We start from the raw sequence: 19,115 nt of genomic DNA, 5'->3' as shown, positions 1-19,115 counted from the left end.
ATCGAAATTATATCATTAAAACTCTATCCAAGTCGGTCTTACAATTGGGTTTTTCGGTGAAGAATCGTTGAGCTTAAGCGTGTCAGAAACTGTTGAGTCGTCGTCGCCTATACATGTAATTGTGTAATCTTCAAACGGTGATGTATAGAGCACCCCTACCTCTGTATATATTCCATCTGGAGTTGCAGCTTTTGGCCCAGTCCAGAGAGTATCAGTAGAAGAAGCTTCGCAAGAAACAACGTCTTGTGTTTTCCAGATAAGTGTCACAGATCCAGGAACCAATACTCCAGGAATAAAATCAGCATATGTTAGCGCAACAGCAGGTCCATCAGCTGGGAAACAATCTGTACATGAAGTATCTCCGTCATCTCCAGGATCAGAAGGCGGGAACACTGTTACAGAATCACTCGCAGAACCATAAGCACCAGAGCAAGTAATGGTATAAGTTGTCCCTCCGTCAGAAAGACTAACGTCACTTTGAGTATTGAGACCAGGTAGCGCAGACTTTGGTCCAGACCAACCAGATATTCCATCTTCGTTAGAAGCAGTACATGAAGTCACGTTTAGTGGTTCCCAAGAAAGATCAACGTTGTATGATCCAGGTGTTCCAGACGGACTCGATGCAAATATATCTACACTCGGCACCGCTAGAACTCTAGGTACAACGGTTGTTGCAGTTACGCTTTCGCTAGCAAGAACATCTTCACAAGTTATAGAGTATTTTGTCGGATTTTCTGGAACAAATATAGTTTCACCCGGAGTACTTGCGGTGTAAGAGTTTGTAGCTGTTAGTGATGTTTGTGGTCCTGTCCAGCCAGTTCCAGTTAGAGGGACGTCTGTTCCAGTTGCTATAGAGTAAGAGTTTGCAACACAAGATGTGAGTGTTGTAGCTGTAGGAGAATACCAAGTAAGTTTTACTTTGTATCCGTTGTCACCAGAAGCAATTGTTGGAGATGCTTGTAGAACCAAACTTCCAGCTGAAACACCATCTTCGTATATAACTTCTACATATTCTTCTGAAGAAATCGGTTCACCTGTTGTTGTATCGCAATCCATCACATATTTTGTGTAATAGTGTATATCTCCAAACTCATCTGTAAGGACGATATCGCCAGAAGGTATAACTGACTCCGGTGCTATAGAGTTTGTAGGTTTTGTACCGGTCCAAAGTGCGTCAGAAGAAGATGCGCTACAAGAAGTAGTACTTGTAGATGTCCAAGAAAGTGAAGTAGATCCGCCAGCAGAAACAATATTTGGAGTAGCAACGAGAGAAAGTGTTGGCTGAGGTAGATCAACAACAACATCTCCAAAATATACCCATCCTATAACATCGCTTCCCCATGCCCATCTATCTGTACCGCTTGTTGCACCTGTTCCAAGATCAAACTTAACCTTGTAGCTTGGAAAACAAATAACCAAATCGTGGTTCTTACAAGAAAGAGAGATCCACCCATCCCAACCGTCGTCAGATGTGTTTCCGTTTATTGCCTTTGCCCAACCTTTTAGTGCGCCAGTTCCAAGGTCCATACTAGGACTACAAATACCTTCTCCGGGGCATCCTGAAGATTCGTTGAAAGAAATCCAACCTATATTTTCACTCCATGCATAACCAGACATACTTCCTGTCAGAGGATCTATGTTTACTCCATAATCAACTCCAGGAGGAGAAATCCCATCTAGATCATCTGCGTATATAGTCTCTGGAGAAAGAGTATCTTTTATAAGATAAGAGAGTTTTTTGTATATTTTATATGTAGGTGAAACAAAAGCAGTATCGAAAGACTCTATAGTTTTATTAACAAGCATCCTCCAAGAATTTTCTATAAATCCTGTTCCAGCATCTGTTCCTCCTGTGTCTTCTGTTCCTGGAATAGTGTCTCCGCCAGGACCTTCGAGTGTCCCATCTGCTCCAGGATCATCAAAAAGTGTCCCGGCATCACAAGAGCTATCTGTAACACAGTTGAAAGATATCCAACCTATGTTGGAAGACCACGCCCAACCGGTAACATTGTCCCCTGTCCCAGCAAAAGACTTACTAAATCCAAACAAAAATAGTATTGAGAATATAAGAATTATTTTGCTAAAACTTTTTATCATATTATTGAGTACTTACACTATCTAATATTTGCTTCTTTTCTTCTTGAGTAAAAGTAACTGGTCCAGTTTCTTGGTTTAGATCATTTATTATTGCTTGTTTTTGAGCGTCTGATAGTCCGTCTTGTTTTTTGGAAAAATCACCGAACTTAGAATACAAAACAGCAACTCCTGCTATCAAAACCAGAGCTAGTGCAATAATAAAGACATGTCTTTTCTTCATGTGCGGATGGTGGTCTTCTACATTTGGAGTTATGGTGGGTGTAGGATTCGAAGCTCCTTCTTCAGGAATAGAAACAGTTTCTTTAGAAGAAGATCCTCCGCCAAAAACTTTGTCTTTTACTTCTAGATTGTAATCAGGAATATTTTCCATTTCTTGTCATGATTATATCATGATAAATATGACTTTATATATAAAATATCTTGTGGAAATCTATTTTTTGTGTATAATGGTTGTGTCGTAAACACTCGCCGAAAGCGAGTGATTTTTAGTAAAAATTGAATATAAAATTAAATATGTTAGATCTAAAAGTACTTTCTTCAGCACTAGAGCAACTAGAAGAAGAAAGAAAAATACCAAAAGAAAAGATCTTGGAAGCGATAAACCAAGCACTTGCTGCCGCTTACAAGAAAGAATACGGAAAAAAGGGCCAGATAGTCAGAGCCAACTTTGACACAGAGACTGGCGAAATGACATTTGAACAAGTAAAAATAGTAGTAGACGAATCAACAGTACGAATACTAGAAGAAGGAGAAGAGGATGAGGTAGTAGAAGGAGAAGAGGGAGAAGACGTACTGCCTAGATACAACGAAGAACATCATATAATGCTAGAAGACGCAAAAATAATAAAGGCTGATGCAAGTCTTGGCGATGAGCTAGTATTTCCACTAGAAACAAAAACAGATTTTGGTCGTATTGCAGCCCAAACAGCAAAGCAAGTTATTATCCAAAAGATAAGAGAAGCTGAAAAAGACGCTGTTCACGAAGAATTTGGAGAAAGAGAGGGAGAAATCGTGAGTGGAATAGTCCAAAAGATAGACAGGGGTATGGTTATCCTAGATCTTGGACGTGCTACAGGTATAATCCCACCAGAAGAACAACCAAACGGAGAACACTATAGAAGAGGAGATAGGCTAAAGGCTTATCTATATGAAGTAGAAGACGGTCCAAGAGGTATAAACCTTAGACTATCTAGAACTCACCCTAGATTTATCGAAAGACTTTTCGAAATTGAAGTACCAGAAATAACAGCTGGAACAGTCGAGATCAAGGCAATTGCAAGAGAAGCTGGATCAAGAACAAAAATGGCTGTTTATTCAGAAGACGAGCACATAGACCCAGTTGGATCATGTGTTGGACAAAAAGGTATAAGAGTTTCTACTGTTATGAGTGAGCTTGGAAACGAAAAAATAGATATCATACCTTGGTCAGAAGACATGGGTAGATACATCGCCAACTCTCTATCACCTGCAAAAGTTCTAGATGTTGAGATAAACGAAGAAGAAAAACAAGCTTTTGTTGAAGTAACGGGTGACCAACTATCTCTTGCAATAGGAAAAGGTGGTCAAAACGTTCGTCTCGCAGCAAAACTAACTGGCTGGAAGATAGATATAAAAGGAGCTGACATAGACGAAATAACAGAAGAAGAAAGTGAAGTTCAAAACGAAGAAACAGAGGAAGTGGTAGAAGAAGTAGTAGAAAACAACGAAGAAACAAATGAGGTCGCAGAAGAAGTAACAGAAGAAGAAGCAGAATAATATATGAATTTACTACACGAACTTAGTATCGGAGAAAAATCTCCAGAAGTAATAAACGTTATTGTAGAAATACCAAAAGGATCAAAAAACAAATACGAAATAGACAAAGAAACTGGACTTATTGCTCTAGATAGAGCAATGCACACTGCACAAGACTACCCTTTTGATTATGGTTTTGCACCACAAACATACTGGGACGACGGCGATGCACTCGATGTTGTGCTTCTAACAACATATCCACTTGCTCCATCTATACTAGTTAGAGCAAGACCTGTCGGAATCATGAATATGCTAGACGATGGAGACAGTGATGCAAAAATAATCGCTGTTCCAGCAAAAGATCCAAGGTGGGACGAGGTTACAGATCTCTCTCATGTAAATAAACACACATTGAAAGAAATCGAACACTTCTTCACAACTTACAAAAAAATCCAAGACAAAGTTGTAGAAGTAACTGGTTGGGGTGACAAAAATGCCGCACTAGAAGCAGTAAATAGATCTGTTGATCTATACAAGGAAAAATTTGGAAAATAGACTGTGTACAATAAATATTGATATATAGTCACTATGTTATACTAAGAAGGTGCATATCATGCACCTTCTTAGTATTTTAAGACAAATAATCAAACAAATTTATGAAAAAGAAATTATCATACATCCTGATTCTTATGTTGGTTCTTGGAATCAGTTTTGTAGCAACAAGTGCAAGAGCCGAAGACGAAGATGAGTCTATAGACGACAGCACAGAAACAGTAGTAGACGATTCTTCTGTAGATATCGAGGACAAAGATGAGGAGGAAACTCCAGCAATCGTTCCTGGATTTATAAGACCAAGAGCAGTGCCCGGATTCGTTAGACCGCTTAACGAAGACAGAGAAGATGGTGAAGATGGTGAACACATGATGGAAAGACATGGATTCAGAGGTCCAAACGGTGAAGGTGTTCTAGAAAGAGATGGAGAAGAAGGACACTTCATGAGAGGACTTGTTTCAGAAAGATTCCAAAACGCCATAACAAACCTAGAAAGAATCCTAACCAGAGTAGAATCTAGAGTAGAAAAGATAAAATCTTCTGGAGAAGATGTATCTGATATAGAAACTCTAGTAGAAGACATAAAAACTTCTATCGCCGATGCAAAAGTTTCAGTTGATGGTCTAAAAGACCTTATCTCAGACGATGAAAAAGATCCCGCATCTATCAAGGCTGCAGCAGAAGAAACAAAAGAATCACTCAAGAAAGTACACGAAAGCCTAAGAGCAGTAGTCGACGCTCTAAAACCTTATTCACAAGAACAAAACTAATAAAAACAAAATATGGAAGGTGAAAACATGATGAATCAAACTCCTATGAACGAAGGAGAAAATATGTCTCAAAACGAGATGCCAAGTCAAAACGAGTCTATGCCAGAGAGTAGTATGTCTATGGCAAAAGAACACAAGGGTAGTCCTTGGGGTATTGTGATAATAATCATAATACTTATTGCAGGTGGAATATTTATTCTTTCAAGCAAAAATCAAACAATAGCGCCAACACAAAATGATGTTGTAGAAACATTTACAGAAGTAAACATGGTAGATGATCTAGAAGTTCCAGAAATAACAAACACTTCTGACGACGTTAGCTCTATAGAACAAGATCTAAATTCTTTGGATCTAGAAAATCTAGACGCAGACTTGTAAAAACATCTTTTGAAAAAATCCGCCGATATCGGCGGATTTTTTTTGACATAAGCCTATATTTTGTATAAAGTGTGCTGTGTTATGGATAAAATAAAAATAAAACTAGGAGAGAAAAAAGACAGCAAAATAGAGATTTTGGGAGAAATACCAGTAGAGCTTATAGAAACAGAAAAAGAAAAAAGTCTCAAAAAACTGGCTGAAAATATAGAGATCAAAGGTTTCAGAAAAGGAAACGCGCCTCTTGATATGGTCAAAAACCAAGTAGGTGATCTGAAACTAATAGAAGAAACTGCAAAAGATCTCATACTAGATAGATATATAGAAACAATAACAGAAAATAACCTATCCCCTATCGGACAACCAGAAATATCTCTTACAAAAGTAGCGAGCGGTTCACCTGTTGAATTCAAAATAGTTACTTTTCTTATGCCAGAAATATCTCTTCCGGATTACAAAAAAATTGCGAGTGGTGTAAAAGAAGAAGCACCTTCTCAAGTAAAAGACGAAGATGTTGAGAATGTTATAAAAGAACTTCAAAACATGAAAGCAGAACAAAACGCACACGCAAGAGAACATGGAAACGACGAACACGACCACTCACATCCACACTCTCATGACATAAAACCAGAAGATATACCAGAATTGAACGATGACTTCGCAAAAAGTGTTGGAAACTTCGAATCTATAGATGATCTAAAGAAAAAAATCAAAGAAAATCTAGAAGAAGAAAAGAAGGCTGCTCAAAAAAACGAAAGGAGAATGAAAATACTTGATGAAATAAGAGAAAAATCAAAAGTATCTCTTCCAGAAATATTGATAGAAAACGAAATAGATATCATGATGTTTGAACTAGATGCAAGAATCAAAGGTTCTGGCATGAAAACAGAAGATTATCTAAAACAAATAAACAAAACACCAGAAGCACTCCGCGAAGAAATGAAAGAAAGCGCAAAGAAAAGAGTTGAACTACAAATGGTTTTCTCAGAAATTGCAAAAGAGGAAAAAATAAAAATAGATGATGCAAAAATAGACAAAGAAGTAGACGCTCTTATGGGTATGTATCCTGGAGCTGACAAAATAAGGGTCAGAAACTACGTAGAAGAAACATCTAGAAACGAAGAAGTTATAAAAATCCTAGAAGGAGAAGCTGGTGGAAAGGAATAAAAATTGTTATTATTCGAAAATACAAAACTAATTAGTAAAAACATATGTTAATCTCAACAGTCCCCCCAATACTAAAAAGCGCTCGTTGCTTCATTTTTAGTACGGGGCGAGAAGTGCTGATTTAACAAATAAAGACTTTTATAAACTTAATCAATTTTTATCTTATGTTGATACCTACCGTACTAGAAAAATCACAATTTGGAGAAAGAGCTTACGACATATACTCTCGCCTACTCAAGGAAAGAATCGTTTTTCTAAACGATGAAGTAAACGATTACACTTCTAACCTTGTAATCGCACAACTTATATTTCTAGCTCACGAAGATCCAAAGAAAGACATACAGCTATATATCAACTCACCAGGAGGTTCAGTAACAGCTGGTATGGCCATATACGACACAATGCAATACATAAAACCAGATGTATCTACTATATGTGTAGGTATGGCGGCTTCTATGGGTGCAGTTCTACTTTCTGGCGGAGCAAAAGGCAAAAGATTTGCTCTTCCAAACTCTAGAATCATGATCCACCAACCACTTGGTGGCACACAAGGACAAGCTTCAGATGTAGAAATCCAAGCAAGAGAGATACTCAAATGGAAAAAAGTTCTAAACGAAATAATTTCTAAAAACACAGGCCAAAAAATAGACAAAGTAGAAAAAGACACCGATAGAGACAACTATATGGAGGCTGACGAAGCAAAAAAATACGGACTCATCGACGACATAATCACAAAAGCAAAGTCATAGAAAAAGCCCGCACCAAAGAGTGCGGGTTTTTGTCAGAAAAATTCAGGAATTTTCTGGAGAAAATTTGAATCGCGGTCATCAAATCCACGATGGTGCCTCTGCACTGCCGGATTATTTTTGTTCCGTTTTTCCTCTACCTTTTTATTGCCTGGAGCTTTTTTCTCGTTTTTCTTCAAAAACTCGAGAAACTTTTTGAAGGCGAGTATCTCTTCTTCCTTGAGATATTTCGAACTTCTTTCCAAGAAGGAAGAAACTTCTGATATCAGACTGGAGAAGGTTTCTCTTTTGACAAAACCACTCTCATCCAAGACAATATTTTTCCCAAAATCACGATGATTTTCCCCGAGAAGTTTCTTTTTTTTGGAAAAGAGTTTTTTTAGTTTTATGGGCATATGTACGGGTTTTTTATTAAACTAACACAAAAATAACTTATGGCAAGCCAGATTCTGGCACTATACAAAAATAAATGTTAGTATGTATTTTGTAGATTAATAAGTAACCAAAAGAAGGGCAAATTCTGTCAAAACCGCCGAAACTCTGAAAATCAAACAAATTCAAACCTAAAAAACATTGAATCCTCTGAAAAACTAACGAAAAAATAAATATATCTTGGGCAGATTTTGCTCTTACAGAAAAAGTATGAGCACATTTGCAATTGCGCTCGGAGCATTGGGAATGCTTGTCGGGCTCGCGCTCGGGTACTACTTGAGACTTATAGTTTCTTTGGGAAAGAAAGGTTCCATGGAGCTCGAGATCAAAAAGATGATGATCTCAGCCAAAGAAGAGGCTCGAAAAATACTCGACGACGCAAAAAAGAAAGAAGAAGAAAAGATAGAAGAACTCAAAGGTCTAGAAAAAGAAAAAGAATTGGAATTCAAAAAGACCGAAGAGAGATTTATCAAAAAGGAAGAATTCCTAGACCAAAGACAAAAAGACTTGGACGAAGAATCTGAACAAATAAAACAAAAATCGGAAGAAATCGAGAACAAAAAGAAAGAAGTAGAAGAAATCGAGAACAAAAAGAAGACTGAACTAGAAAAAATTTCTGGTTTAACAAAAGAAGACGCGGAAAATAAAATCCTCGAAGAGATAAGAAAAAACAACGAGGAAGACATACTAGTCAAACTTCAAAAACTCGAAAGAGACGGTGAAGAAAAACTTGAGAAAAAAGCTCGAGAGATTTTGACTACAACAATTCAGAGATTAGCTAGTGCAACAAACTCTGAAATGATGACGACTTCTGTAACAATACCTTCAGACGAAATAAAAGGAAAAATTATAGGAAAAGAAGGTAGAAACATAAGAGCGTTTGAAAAAGCAGCCGGTGTAGAACTTATCGTAGACGACACACCAGGAACAATAGTTATATCTTCTTTTGACCCAGTTAGACGGCAAATCGCCAGAGTCGCTCTAGAAAACTTGATTCTAGACGGAAGAATTCAACCTGCAAAAATAGAAGAAGAAATCGAAAAAGCCAAGAATGACATAAACAAAATCATCAAGCAAAAAGGTGAAGAAGCAGTTTATGAGTGTGGGATACTAAACTTTGATCCTAGACTTGTTGCGGTTTTGGGAAGACTATATTTCAGAACTAGTTATGGTCAAAATGTGTTGCAACACTCGGTAGAAATGTCACACATTGCTGGAATGATTGCCGAAGAGTTGGGACTAGATCCGTATGTTGCCAAGGCCGGTGCTCTTGTTCACGACATAGGAAAAGCTCTGGATCATGAAGTTCAAGGTACACACGTAGAAATAGGTATAAGAATACTAGAAAAGTTTGGTGCTGATCCTAGAATAGTTATTGCGATGAGAAGCCACCACGATGAATACCCTTATGAATCACTAGAAGCTAGAATTGTTCAGACAGCCGACGCTATATCTGGAGGAAGACCAGGAGCAAGAAGAGATAGTGTCGAACAATATCTAAAGAGACTAGAAGATATAGAAAATATCGCAAACTCTTTCTCTGGAGTAGAAAAAACATATGCCCTTTCTGCTGGTAGAGAGGTTCGAGTTTTCGTAACACCAGGAGAAGTAACTGATCTCGATGCCAAAGAAATGGCGAGAGATATTGCACTCAAGATAGAGCAAGAACTCCGATATCCTGGAGAAATCAAAGTTATGGTTATAAGAGAAACTAGGGTGATAGAGTTTGCCCGGTAGTAGATCTTTGTTTTGTTATGTTCTATGTTTATTGCTTGCAAAGCAAAAAACATTCTAATGAGTTGTATTTTGGTTATACAAAAAACTTAAAAGATAGAGTTGCAGAACATAACGCTGGACAAAATATTTCAACCAAAAGATATATGCCGTGGAAAATCATATATTATGAGGCCTGTATTCTTGAAAGTGACGCAAAAAGAAGAGAAAAATATCTAAAAACTAGCACGGGCAGGAGAATGTTTAAAAGAAGACTAAAAGATTACTTTAAAAATATTTTGTCTTAAACAAAGGCTCACTACCGGGTTTGCAAGATAAAAATCAGTGATAAAATAAAAACATTAACAATCTAACTAAAGTAAAAAACTATGAATGAAGGATTTCCTGGTGCAAATACACCTGAAACAAAAGAAGATAGAATTAGTAGAGAGGATTTTGAAAAAATTCTCAAAAAAGTAGGTGCTATGAGCGAAAAAGCACAAGACTTATTGCTTAGCTATGCTAGAGAAGAGATGTCAAAAGAAGATATACAGTCTTATCTAGACAAAGGGTGGCTAGAAGGAAATGAAACAAGTAGAGAGGATTTTGAAAAAATTTTTAGCGAAATAGAATCTCTTAGGGAAAAAGACAAAAGTCTTGCACTTGAGTACATAAAAGGAGATATGGACAAAGAAAGTGTAGAGTATTATTTAGACAAAAAGTGGTTAGAATAATCAAAAGTCCGCCAAAACGGCGGATTTTTTATTTGTTTAAAAAACATGTAACAATTTTGTCAATATTTTGCCAAAAAATAGCCTTGCTGTATAATAGTTTATAGCTATCAAGCATATTTGAAAGCTAAGCTTAGTATTATCAGCCTAATAATGAAGCTCGTTTTCGACTAGTAGAAAACCTGTTTCTTATATAAAAACTATGAACAAACAAGCAATTGTTGAAATGGTACACCAAAAAATGGGTACAACAAAAGTTGCTGCAGAGGGCGTAGTAGACGGAATAATAGATTCTATCGTTTCTACTCTAAAAAGAGGCGAAGAAGTTTCTATAGCTGGTCTAGGAATCTTCTCTGTAAAAGACAGAGCAGCTAGAACTGCAAGAAATCCAAAAACTGGAGAAGCGGTTCAAGTTCCTGCAACACGTGTTCCTAAGTTTAGAGCAGCAAAAGCTCTAAAAGATGCGGTCAAATAAATTAAGGCCTGTCTGCCTTAGGTAGAACGCAGTTAAGTAGTAACAACTAACAAATCCTGAGCCTTACTTGTTGCAACAAGTAATGGCCGAAGGAAAAATAGTCCCCCGTATTCCTATTTACGAAAACACCTCGCTTTTAGCGAGGTGTTTTCGTTTTATATAAAATAAAAAAGGCCGGGCAATGCTCGGCCTAATAAACTATATCCTCCGGTCTGGAATAAAAAACTTCTAGATACGAATCAAAGCATTTTCTCAGGCATGTGTGTGCTTCATGCTCTAGGGAATTTTCTCTAGAGTATTCCAAACAATACAGATCAGATACACTTCTCCTGGCTCCAATAGAATTATCTACTGGCCAGAATAAAAATGATCTAAATATACCGCCCGTTGCTCGAGAAATTGACCTGCAGGGCTGATAATAAAACTGTAATGAATGTGCTATTTCACCAAAGAAAATATCGATATCCGGTCTGAATATTCCGTCATCTCCTTTTTTGCAGATTTTTTTGAAGGATATCCTTTTAGACAAAGGGTTGTAGAATGCGTCTGCTCCAATACGAAGCATCATGTTTCCTTCCCCTTTTTTCTTGAAAGAGAACTTTGATCCAGGAGACTTATTGTAAACCCCCCAAACCATTTCTTTCCAGAGATCAGCATCGACACTATCCGATGCGACAACAGAAAATCTATCCAAGCTTATGTTATGCTCATAAAGATATCTATCAAACTCAGGCAATGACATTTTTGAAAAAAGATCCAGTCTATTTTTTGTTTCATTTTTCCAAGAAAAAACAACAGCTCTTTCTAGTGCAGATTTACATTCAAAAATGGTGTCCTCCAAGAAAATAGATAACTTTTCCTCTCGAGTAAGTTCTTCACATCCTGCAAAAACATTAATAATATGATCTGTCTCAATGTCGCCGCTACTGTAATAGGTATTCAGAATTACTGGTGGAATAACTGTAAAGCTGTCTTCCGGTATTGGATTTTTATTTTTTTCAAAAATTCCAACAATCGCAAAGATGGTCCAAAAAAGAAAAAATGTACTGAGTAGGACAATTGCAATCCTTGTAACAAGTCCTAAAAAATCTTTTATTTTTTTCATTTTCAAGCGGTTTTTTCTATTTTTACACCCCCAAAAGCATTTTTGCAAATTTCTGCTATAATAGTCCTCATATATGTCTAGTTTAATATTTCTCGGACTTCTGGTTATTCTTTTGTCATTTATATTCTCCTTGGTTGAGACTTCTTTGTTTGGGGTCAGTCTTTCTAAGGCAAATATACTAAAAAAACAAGGAAAGTTCGGCTCCTCTGCCCTACTCGAAATAAAAAAACACCCTTCTAGAAGCATCACCACAATTGTTCTACTAAACAATGTAAACAATATTGTTGGTAGTATCTTTATAGGTCACGTTGCAACAAAAATTTTTGGAGACGAACTTTTGGGAATTATAAGTGCCATTTTGACAATACTTATAATCTTACTAGGAGAAATAATCCCAAAAACCCTAGGAGACAACTTTGCAGAACCAATAGCACTATTTGTATCTAGACCTGTTCTGTTTCTGACAAGTGTGTTTAGACCAGTAACGTTTCTTATAGAAAAAATCACCAAAAAATTCATACGCCACAAAAAAATAACTTCAGAAGAAGAGTTGAGGCTTCTTTCGGAGCTCGGTGAACTTGAGGGTTCTATCGAGAAAGACGAGAGAGAGATGATCGGTAGAGTTTTTACCATGAACGACAAAACAGCTAGAGACATCATGACACCCAGAACTGTTGTTGATTATGTAGAAAAAGACGCAAAGCTAGAAGATCTAAGCAAAAGCCTTTATGAAAAAGCTTATTCTAGGCTACCTGTTATAGACAAAGATCTAGACAACGTCGTAGGTGTTATACAGACAAAACTAGCCCTTATAGAACTTGCTCGAGACAACAAATACCTACGTGCTGTAGACATAGCAGACAAGCCTCTTTTTGTTAGTGAAAAAACAAGAGTAGACGCGCTTCTGACGATCTTCAAGAAGAATAGGACACACCTGGCAGTAGTTAGAGACGAATTTGGTGGAACAGCTGGCATAGTGACCCTAGAGGACGTTCTAGAGGTACTTGTAGGAGAAATAGTGGACGAAACTGACGAAGTTGTTGATTTGCGCGAATACGCTAAAGAAAATCAATCATAAATATGCTAAAATCTAGTTTATGAACCAAGGAATAAAAGGTTTCATGGATTTTATAAGAGAACAGGGAGTTGTTGGGCTCGCTATCGGTTTTATTCTCGGTGGTGCTGTTTCAAAACTCGTTTCAGCTCTAGTAGAAAACATCATAAATCCCCTAATTGGCCTCCTTATGGGTAGAGTCAATTTGGCTGATAAGATGATTGTAGTGGGAGATGCAAGTATTATGTGGGGAGCATTTGTCTCAACACTTATAGACTTCATCATAATAGCCGCTGTTGTTTATTGGGGTTTCAAAGCTCTCAAAATAGAGTCTCTGGACAAGAAAAAAGACGCTTAAGCGTCACAATTACAAAAACAAAAGCCCGCAAAAGCGGGTTTTTTGTTTGTTTATATAAATAAAGTCTAAAGGATATCTTCTGGATTCATCTTATTCATCTCTTTTCTATAGTCAGATTGTCTAACGCCTCTCTTTTTTGAGTTTTTGGCATCCATGCTTTTTTCACTTTTTTCATTCTTGTAAACACCATCCAAAAAATTTCTATGACCCAAGGTGGGGTTCATGGATTTATTTTCAGCCTCGTGATCAACCTCTACAAAGTCTTCATATTTTTCTTCCATTAATCTATTTTCATTTTGATTTTCTCCAATCTTATAAACTACTTGTGTTTCATTTGGACCAACATGCGCAGTTTCTAGATTTACATCATGAGGTATTGTTTTATCTTCTTCTTTGTTTCCACCAAATACTTCAAACATTCTTTTGAACATATATTTATTAAAAATTAATTACAATATATTAATTTTACCAGTAAAACAAAAACTTGCAAAAAAGCCAATAAAATCATAGAATAGTTCTACTCCACGAAAGTCATGCGGGTGTAGTTTAGTGGTAGAATGACTGCCTTCCAAGCAGTAGACAGGGGTTCGATTCCCCTCACCCGCACACAATTACAAAAGATATCGGGGCATGGTGTAACGGCTAACATACTCGCTTTGGGAGCGAGCGACTCTGGGTTCGAATCCCAGTGCCCCGACAAAGAAATTTCTATATTGGGCAAGTAAAACAACTGCTTGTTTTACGCCTGGGATTCGAAGGGTTTTATCATATCGAAAATTCGATGGAAAAACCCCGGCCCGAAGGGGAATCCCAGTGCCCCGACAAAGAAATTTCTATATTGGGCAAGTAAAACAGCTTTTTGTTAGTTAAAAATTATTTCTTAAAAAAATCTTTTCCGACTCTTTTTTCTATTTCATTTTTCACAAAAATTATATTTTCTTTAGAAATATTTTCATCAATTACAAACTCAACATATTCTATAAAATCTTCAAGGCCGTCAAAAAGACCTTTATCTATTTTTGAACTATCAAGATCTCTTACAAGTGTTTTTGTCCAAGTATTGTCAAGGTTTTCACTGATCCTAATATCATATTTATCTCGTATCTTAAAACCTCTTAAAACATCAACAATATCTAAAACTCTCTCGTCTAACAAAAAGATTAATTCTTCTGGTTTTTGAGGAAAACCATCTGGGAAAAATATCCCATTTTCAGTCATAATATATTTATCTGTATTATAGGATCCAAATACTGGTGGGAAATAAGCATCTTCAGGCATTTCTACAATATGTTTTTTAAGACCTGCATCTAATACGGGCTCTTTATCTCCTTTTTTTATAAAAATATCAATATCACTAGCTGTATTTTTGTTAAAAATTTTATCTAAAACATAAGAACCCTGTACAAACCACTTTGGTTCTTTTTCTATTGAAGAGTATTTAATTTCTCTCATTTTGTTTTCATTAAATAATTTTTCCATTGAAATAAATAATACTACAATATTATATTTTCCAAAACATCAACTTTCGCCAGCTTATTATCTTTGTCTATATAAACTAAAGCCAAGTCAAAAACCCACTCCCCTTCTATATTATTTCTAACAATATACTCCTCTATTGTTACCTTTAGACTACCAACCTTTTTAGGTGTCATATTCTCCTCTGGTCTAAAATTGTTTCCCGTGAAACCCATAGAAAGATCACAAAATGAGGATTTTACTTCTATAAAATGAATTTTACTTGTTTCATGAGAAACACTCTCTTTCATTATTAGATCTATTTCTCCCCTTTTTGTCATAAAATTATCTTCTATTTCAGAAAAACCCTTATTTATAAAGTACTTTTTGGCTATATTTTCTCCCATTTTACCCTTAACTTGAGATTTTGAAGTGAATACTTTTGGCATTATTAATATAAATTGTTACACGTGTAACAATTTTTATCAATAAAAATAGGTTTCACGTGAAACATATTATAGTGTCCTTTAAAAAACATTATAAAATAAAGGTTTTTTAGAAATGTCTTTTAAATGTCCGTTAAAAAATGTCCTTTACCAACATTATGAACACAATTATCCCCATATTTTATATAGAAATTGTGTATTTTGTCTTTTACTCTAAGGGACATTCTAAAGGACAAAATATAGTCTTTGTCTTTTTGCGCTCCCGGAGGGACTCGAACCCCCAATAACGGTTCCGAAGACCGTCGTGATATCCATTTCACCACAGGAGCCTATATATGGCTGGACTAGATTATGACACAAATTTCAAAATAAATATACACCGATTGCAAATATAATACATAAATACTATAATCCAACTTATCGAAATAACTTTCGAAAAAATATTATAAACCGCGGCTATGGTTTAGTGGTAGAATGCATCCTTGCCAAGGATGAGACAGGAGTTCGATTCTCCTTAGCCGCACACATAAAACCTCTTTCTTGAAATCAAGAAAAAACAAAAAATGAATAAAGTACCAACATATGTAATAGAAGTCATAAAAACCTTAAAAAATAAGGGTTTTGAAGCATATCTAGTTGGTGGATGTGTGAGAGATCTACTTATAGATAGGGTGCCAAAAGACTGGGACATAACTACAAATGCAAAACCAGAAGATATAACGTCTTGTTTTGAAAAAACAGTTTACGAAAATAACTTTGGGACAGTTTCTGTTTTTATACCAAAAGATGATGAAACTTATGAAATGGTGGAAGTCACTCCTTATAGACTAGAAGGGAAGTACACAGACAAAAGGCACCCAGACAATGTTTCTTTTTCTGACAAGCTAGAAGACGATCTTTCTAGAAGAGATTTCACAATCAACGCAATTGCATATTCTCCGGACATAGAAAGTCCAGATGATATTTCTAAAGGACAACTAATTGACCTTTATAAAGGACAAGAAGATATAAAAGACAAGACAATAAGGACAGTTGGGGGTGCAAAAGAGCGTTTTTCTGAAGACGCTCTTCGTATAGTAAGGGCTATAAGGTTTTCTACGGAACTTGGTTTTACTGTTTCACAAGAAACATTTGATGCGATTATAGATCTTTCAGGGACAATAAAGGACATTTCTAAAGAGAGAATAAGGGACGAATTTACAAAAATCATAATGTCCGATAAGCCAGAAGTGGGTATAATGCTTCTAGAAAAAACTAACCTTTTGGAACACATAGTTCCAGAACTACTGGAGGGTGTGGATTGCGAGCAGGGAGGTGCTCACAAATACGATGTATTTAGACACCTTGTTGAGGCACTGTCTCATGCTAGTCAAAAAAACTGGCCTCTTGATATAAGACTTTCTGCACTGTTTCACGATATAGGAAAACCTAGAACAAAAAGGCAACCAAAAGGTTGGGGAAGAAAACCGACTTTCTACGGGCACGAAGTTGTAGGTGCAAGAATGGCAAATAAAATAATGGAAAATCTCAAATTTCCAAAGGATCTGACAGAAAAAGTAACGAAAATGGTTAGATACCATATGTTCTTTTCAGATACAGAAAAAATATCTCTTTCTGCTGTAAGAAGAATAGTCAAAAACGTAGGGGTAGAAAATATATGGGACCTCATGAAAGTACGCGAGTGCGACAGGGTGGGTATGGCCAAGACAGAAGCTCCTTATAGACTGAGAAAATACCATGCAATGATAGAAGAAGTTCTTCGTGATCCAATAAGCGTGAAACAGCTAAAAATAGATGGCGAGTACATGATAAAAGAACTTGGCATGAATCCCGGACCTCGCATGGGTTGGATACTTCATGCACTTCTAGAAGAAGTTCTAGATGATCCAAACAAAAACGATATAGATTATCTTGTGAAACGCATCGAAGGGTTTGAAAAAATGAACGACGACGAATTAAAAGCTCTGGGTGAAAAGGCTAAACTACAAAAAGATATTCTGGAGGAGAATGAAATTACAAGGTTACATCAGAAACATAGCGTCAGTAATAAAAAATAGAAATATTTTTGTAGTCGCCCGATCATTTGCAGAGCAAATGATTTAAGGAAAAAGTAAAAAAGACGAGTTGGAAGAGTCGGAAGTAGGAGAGTTACACAAGAAACATCGAGTAAATAAATAAAATATATTTCTTGTTAAAATACTATTATTAAAATTAATTAATCAAAAATTATGAATTTATTCAAAGATCCCAGATATTCATCACTTAGACTTGTAATCCTTATAGTTCTAATCTTGATATCTGGATACTTTATAAACAAATATACAGGCTCACCAGACAACTACTTTTCTGGGAAGGTGGGTGATGTAGCAAACAGAAAACCTATAAACAAAAATATAGATAATATAGGTATGGGTAATGGGCAAAATGAACTAAAAAAATACCTAGTAAACACAACTACAGAATTTGATTACAGTGGCGGATGTACAGTTACGTTCTTCTTTAGTGATGGAACTTCTCAAACATACAGCGGTACACCCGCAGGACTTTTTCCAGAAGATGGCTGTAATATAGGTGGCGAAATATATTATGGAGAAGATACAGGAACTGATATTGTAATCTCTATAGACCAAGCGGGAGAAGTTTCTGTAAATTCTAGTAATCCAGTTATTACAACTCAAATGCTTCTTTGGATGAGAGGATTCTTGCCAGAAAACGCGATAACAGGAACAATGGGTGGAGAAACAGTATCGGCAATCAATAGTTTCCAGAGTTACCTTGGCGTTTCACAAACAGGAGAAGTAAACAGTGCCGTAGAAAGTGGCTTAAACAACTTCATAAACAATCTACCAGGGGAATCGAAAGGTGGAGTGTCTAACAGTACAAACTAAGTCAATAAAAAACACCCTCGATTGTACTCGAGGGTGTTTTTTATTGACTAAACATGGTGATTATGAGAATGTGAGAAAAACATTAACAAATGAGAGGATTGAGTATGTTTGTACTTTTTCTTTCTCTCAACACCATATCGATAGCACAAGAAGACGCTAGGCATCTTTTCGACAAGGAAATAGAGTCCGAAGATGCTTGGATGTTAGAAGTAGAAAAAACTATACACTGGGAGTTTGATCCAGTAACTGGAATATTCTACTTCATGCTTCCAAACGATTCGTCTGTTTTCATAAGCACAGAAAAACCGTGTGCTTTTGGATCGGATTACCTATCAGTGGTGGGAGACTTTTCCAAAAGGGAAGAGTTTCTATACACCAACTGGAAAGGTAGAGTCTATAGGTTCTCTCTGAGAATCGGAGTATGGTCTGTTGAGATAAAAGGAGAAGGTTGGCTTGATCTTGTAGACAAGAACGAGAACGATCCTCTCTATAAAGAAATATGTAAATAAATCCCTGCAACAGCGGGGATTTTTCAAAATAAAAGACCCGAGGTTACGGGTCTATGGTTGTTTCTTTTTTCTCTTCATTTTTTCCTGTACTTTTGGTCTTACGATAACTAGGTATCTTATAAACCAAAAAGAAAGATTTGCCTTGTACAAAATAAACTCCCATTTTATGAACGGGAATCCCTCTTTTGCAGCGTCAGCAATATTTTGCCAGAAATGATCAGCTCTAATACCAAAAAGGTTGAAGCCGAGATCTCTTATGGCAAAAATCACTCCTTCTATTCTTGATTCATCAGAATCCAAGTACTGAAGACCGTAAATAACCAAAACTATAGACAAGATTGTTGTTATATAAACCCTCTTCTTTTTTGGTAAATCTTTTTTAAAAAGATATGACGGATACACAACTTGCCACCCGAGAAACAGGTTCAGAGTCGAGACAAAAAGCGTCATCAAGACTCCATAATTGCTTACCTTTCCCCAAAAAACGTGACTGTTCAAAGTCGCAAGA

General features: G+C 36.4%; 23 protein-coding genes and 4 tRNA genes. 18 read left to right on the top strand and 9 right to left on the bottom strand.

The annotated features are described in order from the left end of the window. Positions 1–15 precede the first annotated feature (15 nt). Both H6791_03175 and H6791_03170 read right to left on the bottom strand, forming a co-directional pair. Complete coding sequence (locus H6791_03175) at positions 16–2,097, bottom strand: hypothetical protein (protein USN94729.1); 2,082 nt, start codon at positions 2,095–2,097, stop codon at positions 16–18. 1 nt (position 2,098) lies between these two features. Then, positions 2,099–2,467 carry a hypothetical protein gene (locus tag H6791_03170; GenBank protein USN94728.1) on the bottom strand — a complete coding sequence of 123 codons (369 nt, stop codon included), beginning with the start codon at positions 2,465–2,467 and terminating at the stop codon, positions 2,099–2,101. 143 nt (positions 2,468–2,610) lie between these two features. Here H6791_03170 and nusA point away from each other — a divergent pair, with 143 nt between their 5' ends. The 6 genes from nusA (at position 2,611) to clpP (ending at position 7,444) form a co-directional block, all read left to right on the top strand. After that, positions 2,611–3,852 (top strand): transcription termination/antitermination protein NusA, encoded by a 1,242-nt coding sequence (nusA, locus tag H6791_03165; protein ID USN94727.1) that lies wholly within the window; start codon positions 2,611–2,613, stop codon positions 3,850–3,852. Positions 3,853–3,855: 3 nt separating this feature from the next. Then, complete coding sequence (locus H6791_03160; protein USN94726.1) at positions 3,856–4,386, top strand: inorganic diphosphatase; 531 nt, start codon at positions 3,856–3,858, stop codon at positions 4,384–4,386. A gap of 101 nt (positions 4,387–4,487) precedes the next feature. Further along, positions 4,488–5,153, top strand: coding sequence for a hypothetical protein (locus H6791_03155; GenBank protein USN94725.1), 666 nt, complete (start codon positions 4,488–4,490; stop codon positions 5,151–5,153). 12 nt (positions 5,154–5,165) lie between these two features. Then, on the top strand, positions 5,166–5,531 hold the full coding sequence (locus H6791_03150) for a hypothetical protein (GenBank protein ID USN94724.1): 366 nt from the start codon (positions 5,166–5,168) through the stop codon (positions 5,529–5,531). Between the two features lie 81 nt (positions 5,532–5,612). Then, positions 5,613–6,695, top strand: coding sequence for a hypothetical protein (locus H6791_03145; GenBank protein USN94723.1), 1,083 nt, complete (start codon positions 5,613–5,615; stop codon positions 6,693–6,695). A gap of 164 nt (positions 6,696–6,859) precedes the next feature. After that, the gene (gene clpP, locus H6791_03140; GenBank protein ID USN94722.1) at positions 6,860–7,444 is read left to right on the top strand and encodes an ATP-dependent Clp endopeptidase proteolytic subunit ClpP; all 585 of its coding nucleotides are present in this window, start codon (positions 6,860–6,862) and stop codon (positions 7,442–7,444) included. A gap of 32 nt (positions 7,445–7,476) precedes the next feature. On the opposite strand, the gene H6791_03135 is transcribed toward clpP, so the two are convergent. Then, entirely contained in the window at positions 7,477–7,836 is a 360-nt protein-coding gene (locus H6791_03135) for a hypothetical protein (protein ID USN94721.1), read from the bottom strand. A 247-nt stretch (positions 7,837–8,083) separates the two neighbouring features. On the opposite strand from H6791_03135, the gene rny reads away from it, so the two are divergent. The 4 genes from rny (at position 8,084) to H6791_03115 (ending at position 10,792) form a co-directional block, all read left to right on the top strand. Beyond that, positions 8,084–9,610, top strand: coding sequence for a ribonuclease Y (rny, locus tag H6791_03130; protein USN94720.1), 1,527 nt, complete (start codon positions 8,084–8,086; stop codon positions 9,608–9,610). A 17-nt stretch (positions 9,611–9,627) separates the two neighbouring features. After that, entirely contained in the window at positions 9,628–9,894 is a 267-nt protein-coding gene (locus H6791_03125) for a GIY-YIG nuclease family protein (GenBank protein ID USN94719.1), read from the top strand. Positions 9,895–9,975: 81 nt separating this feature from the next. Beyond that, the gene (locus H6791_03120) at positions 9,976–10,320 is read left to right on the top strand and encodes a hypothetical protein (GenBank protein USN94718.1); all 345 of its coding nucleotides are present in this window, start codon (positions 9,976–9,978) and stop codon (positions 10,318–10,320) included. Between the two features lie 199 nt (positions 10,321–10,519). After that, on the top strand, positions 10,520–10,792 hold the full coding sequence (locus H6791_03115) for an HU family DNA-binding protein (protein ID USN94717.1): 273 nt from the start codon (positions 10,520–10,522) through the stop codon (positions 10,790–10,792). Between the two features lie 190 nt (positions 10,793–10,982). On the opposite strand, the gene H6791_03110 is transcribed toward H6791_03115, so the two are convergent. Further along, the gene (locus tag H6791_03110; GenBank protein USN94716.1) at positions 10,983–11,897 is read right to left on the bottom strand and encodes a hypothetical protein; all 915 of its coding nucleotides are present in this window, start codon (positions 11,895–11,897) and stop codon (positions 10,983–10,985) included. A 73-nt stretch (positions 11,898–11,970) separates the two neighbouring features. Here H6791_03110 and H6791_03105 point away from each other — a divergent pair, with 73 nt between their 5' ends. Continuing rightward, positions 11,971–12,975, top strand: coding sequence for an HlyC/CorC family transporter (locus H6791_03105; protein ID USN94715.1), 1,005 nt, complete (start codon positions 11,971–11,973; stop codon positions 12,973–12,975). Positions 12,976–12,994: 19 nt separating this feature from the next. Further along, a complete protein-coding gene (locus H6791_03100; GenBank protein ID USN94714.1) occupies positions 12,995–13,309 on the top strand; it encodes an MscL family protein in 315 nt (104 codons plus the stop codon). Between the two features lie 65 nt (positions 13,310–13,374). On the opposite strand, the gene H6791_03095 is transcribed toward H6791_03100, so the two are convergent. Further along, positions 13,375–13,740, bottom strand: coding sequence for a hypothetical protein (locus tag H6791_03095; GenBank protein USN94713.1), 366 nt, complete (start codon positions 13,738–13,740; stop codon positions 13,375–13,377). A gap of 104 nt (positions 13,741–13,844) precedes the next feature. On the opposite strand from H6791_03095, the gene H6791_03090 reads away from it, so the two are divergent. Together H6791_03090 and H6791_03085 are read left to right on the top strand one after the other, a co-directional pair. Next, positions 13,845–13,915, top strand: a tRNA-Gly gene (locus tag H6791_03090). An 18-nt stretch (positions 13,916–13,933) separates the two neighbouring features. Continuing rightward, positions 13,934–14,006 (top strand) — tRNA-Pro (locus H6791_03085). A gap of 176 nt (positions 14,007–14,182) precedes the next feature. Here the strand turns inward: H6791_03085 and H6791_03080 are convergent. The 3 genes from H6791_03080 to H6791_03070 form a co-directional block, all read right to left on the bottom strand. Beyond that, positions 14,183–14,788 (bottom strand): hypothetical protein, encoded by a 606-nt coding sequence (locus H6791_03080; GenBank protein ID USN94712.1) that lies wholly within the window; start codon positions 14,786–14,788, stop codon positions 14,183–14,185. Positions 14,789–14,802: 14 nt separating this feature from the next. Continuing rightward, entirely contained in the window at positions 14,803–15,213 is a 411-nt protein-coding gene (locus H6791_03075; GenBank protein USN94711.1) for a YraN family protein, read from the bottom strand. 254 nt (positions 15,214–15,467) lie between these two features. Continuing rightward, a tRNA-Arg gene (locus tag H6791_03070) sits at positions 15,468–15,539 on the bottom strand. Between the two features lie 123 nt (positions 15,540–15,662). Here H6791_03070 and H6791_03065 point away from each other — a divergent pair. The 4 genes from H6791_03065 to H6791_03050 all read left to right on the top strand — a co-directional run bounded on the left by H6791_03065 (position 15,663) and on the right by H6791_03050 (position 18,607). Further along, positions 15,663–15,733, top strand: a tRNA-Gly gene (locus H6791_03065). Between the two features lie 40 nt (positions 15,734–15,773). Then, positions 15,774–17,267 (top strand): CCA tRNA nucleotidyltransferase, encoded by a 1,494-nt coding sequence (locus H6791_03060; protein USN94710.1) that lies wholly within the window; start codon positions 15,774–15,776, stop codon positions 17,265–17,267. A gap of 171 nt (positions 17,268–17,438) precedes the next feature. Beyond that, positions 17,439–18,098, top strand: a complete 660-nt coding sequence (locus H6791_03055; protein ID USN94709.1) for a peptidoglycan-binding protein — start codon at positions 17,439–17,441, stop codon at positions 18,096–18,098. 89 nt (positions 18,099–18,187) lie between these two features. Further along, a complete protein-coding gene (locus H6791_03050) occupies positions 18,188–18,607 on the top strand; it encodes a hypothetical protein (protein ID USN94708.1) in 420 nt (139 codons plus the stop codon). 51 nt (positions 18,608–18,658) lie between these two features. On the opposite strand, the gene H6791_03045 is transcribed toward H6791_03050, so the two are convergent. Continuing rightward, positions 18,659–19,057 (bottom strand): hypothetical protein, encoded by a 399-nt coding sequence (locus tag H6791_03045; protein USN94707.1) that lies wholly within the window; start codon positions 19,055–19,057, stop codon positions 18,659–18,661. Positions 19,058–19,115: the final 58 nt, after the last annotated feature.

Source organism: Candidatus Nomurabacteria bacterium (assembly GCA_023898605.1).
Taxonomy (GTDB): domain Bacteria; phylum Patescibacteriota; class Minisyncoccia; order Phycocordibacterales; family UBA9973; genus HK-STAS-PATE-34.
The sequence above is the reverse complement of the archived record's forward strand: the minus strand, read 5'-3'. Positions and strand labels throughout refer to the sequence as shown.

What these genes read in the sequence shown, in the direction of transcription:
- H6791_03175 (USN94729.1), bottom strand. Translation starts at nt 2,097, where the DNA reads ATGATAAAAAGTTTTAGCAAAATAATTCTTATATTCTCAATACTATTT.
- H6791_03170 (USN94728.1), bottom strand. Translation starts at nt 2,467, where the DNA reads ATGGAAAATATTCCTGATTACAATCTAGAAGTAAAAGACAAAGTTTTT.
- nusA (USN94727.1), top strand. Translation starts at nt 2,611, where the DNA reads ATGTTAGATCTAAAAGTACTTTCTTCAGCACTAGAGCAACTAGAAGAA.
- H6791_03160 (USN94726.1), top strand. Translation starts at nt 3,856, where the DNA reads ATGAATTTACTACACGAACTTAGTATCGGAGAAAAATCTCCAGAAGTA.
- H6791_03155 (USN94725.1), top strand. Translation starts at nt 4,488, where the DNA reads ATGAAAAAGAAATTATCATACATCCTGATTCTTATGTTGGTTCTTGGA.
- H6791_03150 (USN94724.1), top strand. Translation starts at nt 5,166, where the DNA reads ATGGAAGGTGAAAACATGATGAATCAAACTCCTATGAACGAAGGAGAA.
- H6791_03145 (USN94723.1), top strand. Translation starts at nt 5,613, where the DNA reads ATGGATAAAATAAAAATAAAACTAGGAGAGAAAAAAGACAGCAAAATA.
- clpP (USN94722.1), top strand. Translation starts at nt 6,860, where the DNA reads ATGTTGATACCTACCGTACTAGAAAAATCACAATTTGGAGAAAGAGCT.
- H6791_03135 (USN94721.1), bottom strand. Translation starts at nt 7,836, where the DNA reads ATGCCCATAAAACTAAAAAAACTCTTTTCCAAAAAAAAGAAACTTCTC.
- rny (USN94720.1), top strand. Translation starts at nt 8,084, where the DNA reads ATGAGCACATTTGCAATTGCGCTCGGAGCATTGGGAATGCTTGTCGGG.
- H6791_03125 (USN94719.1), top strand. Translation starts at nt 9,628, where the DNA reads ATGTTCTATGTTTATTGCTTGCAAAGCAAAAAACATTCTAATGAGTTG.
- H6791_03120 (USN94718.1), top strand. Translation starts at nt 9,976, where the DNA reads ATGAATGAAGGATTTCCTGGTGCAAATACACCTGAAACAAAAGAAGAT.
- H6791_03115 (USN94717.1), top strand. Translation starts at nt 10,520, where the DNA reads ATGAACAAACAAGCAATTGTTGAAATGGTACACCAAAAAATGGGTACA.
- H6791_03110 (USN94716.1), bottom strand. Translation starts at nt 11,897, where the DNA reads ATGAAAAAAATAAAAGATTTTTTAGGACTTGTTACAAGGATTGCAATT.
- H6791_03105 (USN94715.1), top strand. Translation starts at nt 11,971, where the DNA reads ATGTCTAGTTTAATATTTCTCGGACTTCTGGTTATTCTTTTGTCATTT.
- H6791_03100 (USN94714.1), top strand. Translation starts at nt 12,995, where the DNA reads ATGAACCAAGGAATAAAAGGTTTCATGGATTTTATAAGAGAACAGGGA.
- H6791_03095 (USN94713.1), bottom strand. Translation starts at nt 13,740, where the DNA reads ATGTTCAAAAGAATGTTTGAAGTATTTGGTGGAAACAAAGAAGAAGAT.
- H6791_03080 (USN94712.1), bottom strand. Translation starts at nt 14,788, where the DNA reads ATGGAAAAATTATTTAATGAAAACAAAATGAGAGAAATTAAATACTCT.
- H6791_03075 (USN94711.1), bottom strand. Translation starts at nt 15,213, where the DNA reads ATGCCAAAAGTATTCACTTCAAAATCTCAAGTTAAGGGTAAAATGGGA.
- H6791_03060 (USN94710.1), top strand. Translation starts at nt 15,774, where the DNA reads ATGAATAAAGTACCAACATATGTAATAGAAGTCATAAAAACCTTAAAA.
- H6791_03055 (USN94709.1), top strand. Translation starts at nt 17,439, where the DNA reads ATGAATTTATTCAAAGATCCCAGATATTCATCACTTAGACTTGTAATC.
- H6791_03050 (USN94708.1), top strand. Translation starts at nt 18,188, where the DNA reads ATGAGAGGATTGAGTATGTTTGTACTTTTTCTTTCTCTCAACACCATA.
- H6791_03045 (USN94707.1), bottom strand. Translation starts at nt 19,057, where the DNA reads ATGACGCTTTTTGTCTCGACTCTGAACCTGTTTCTCGGGTGGCAAGTT.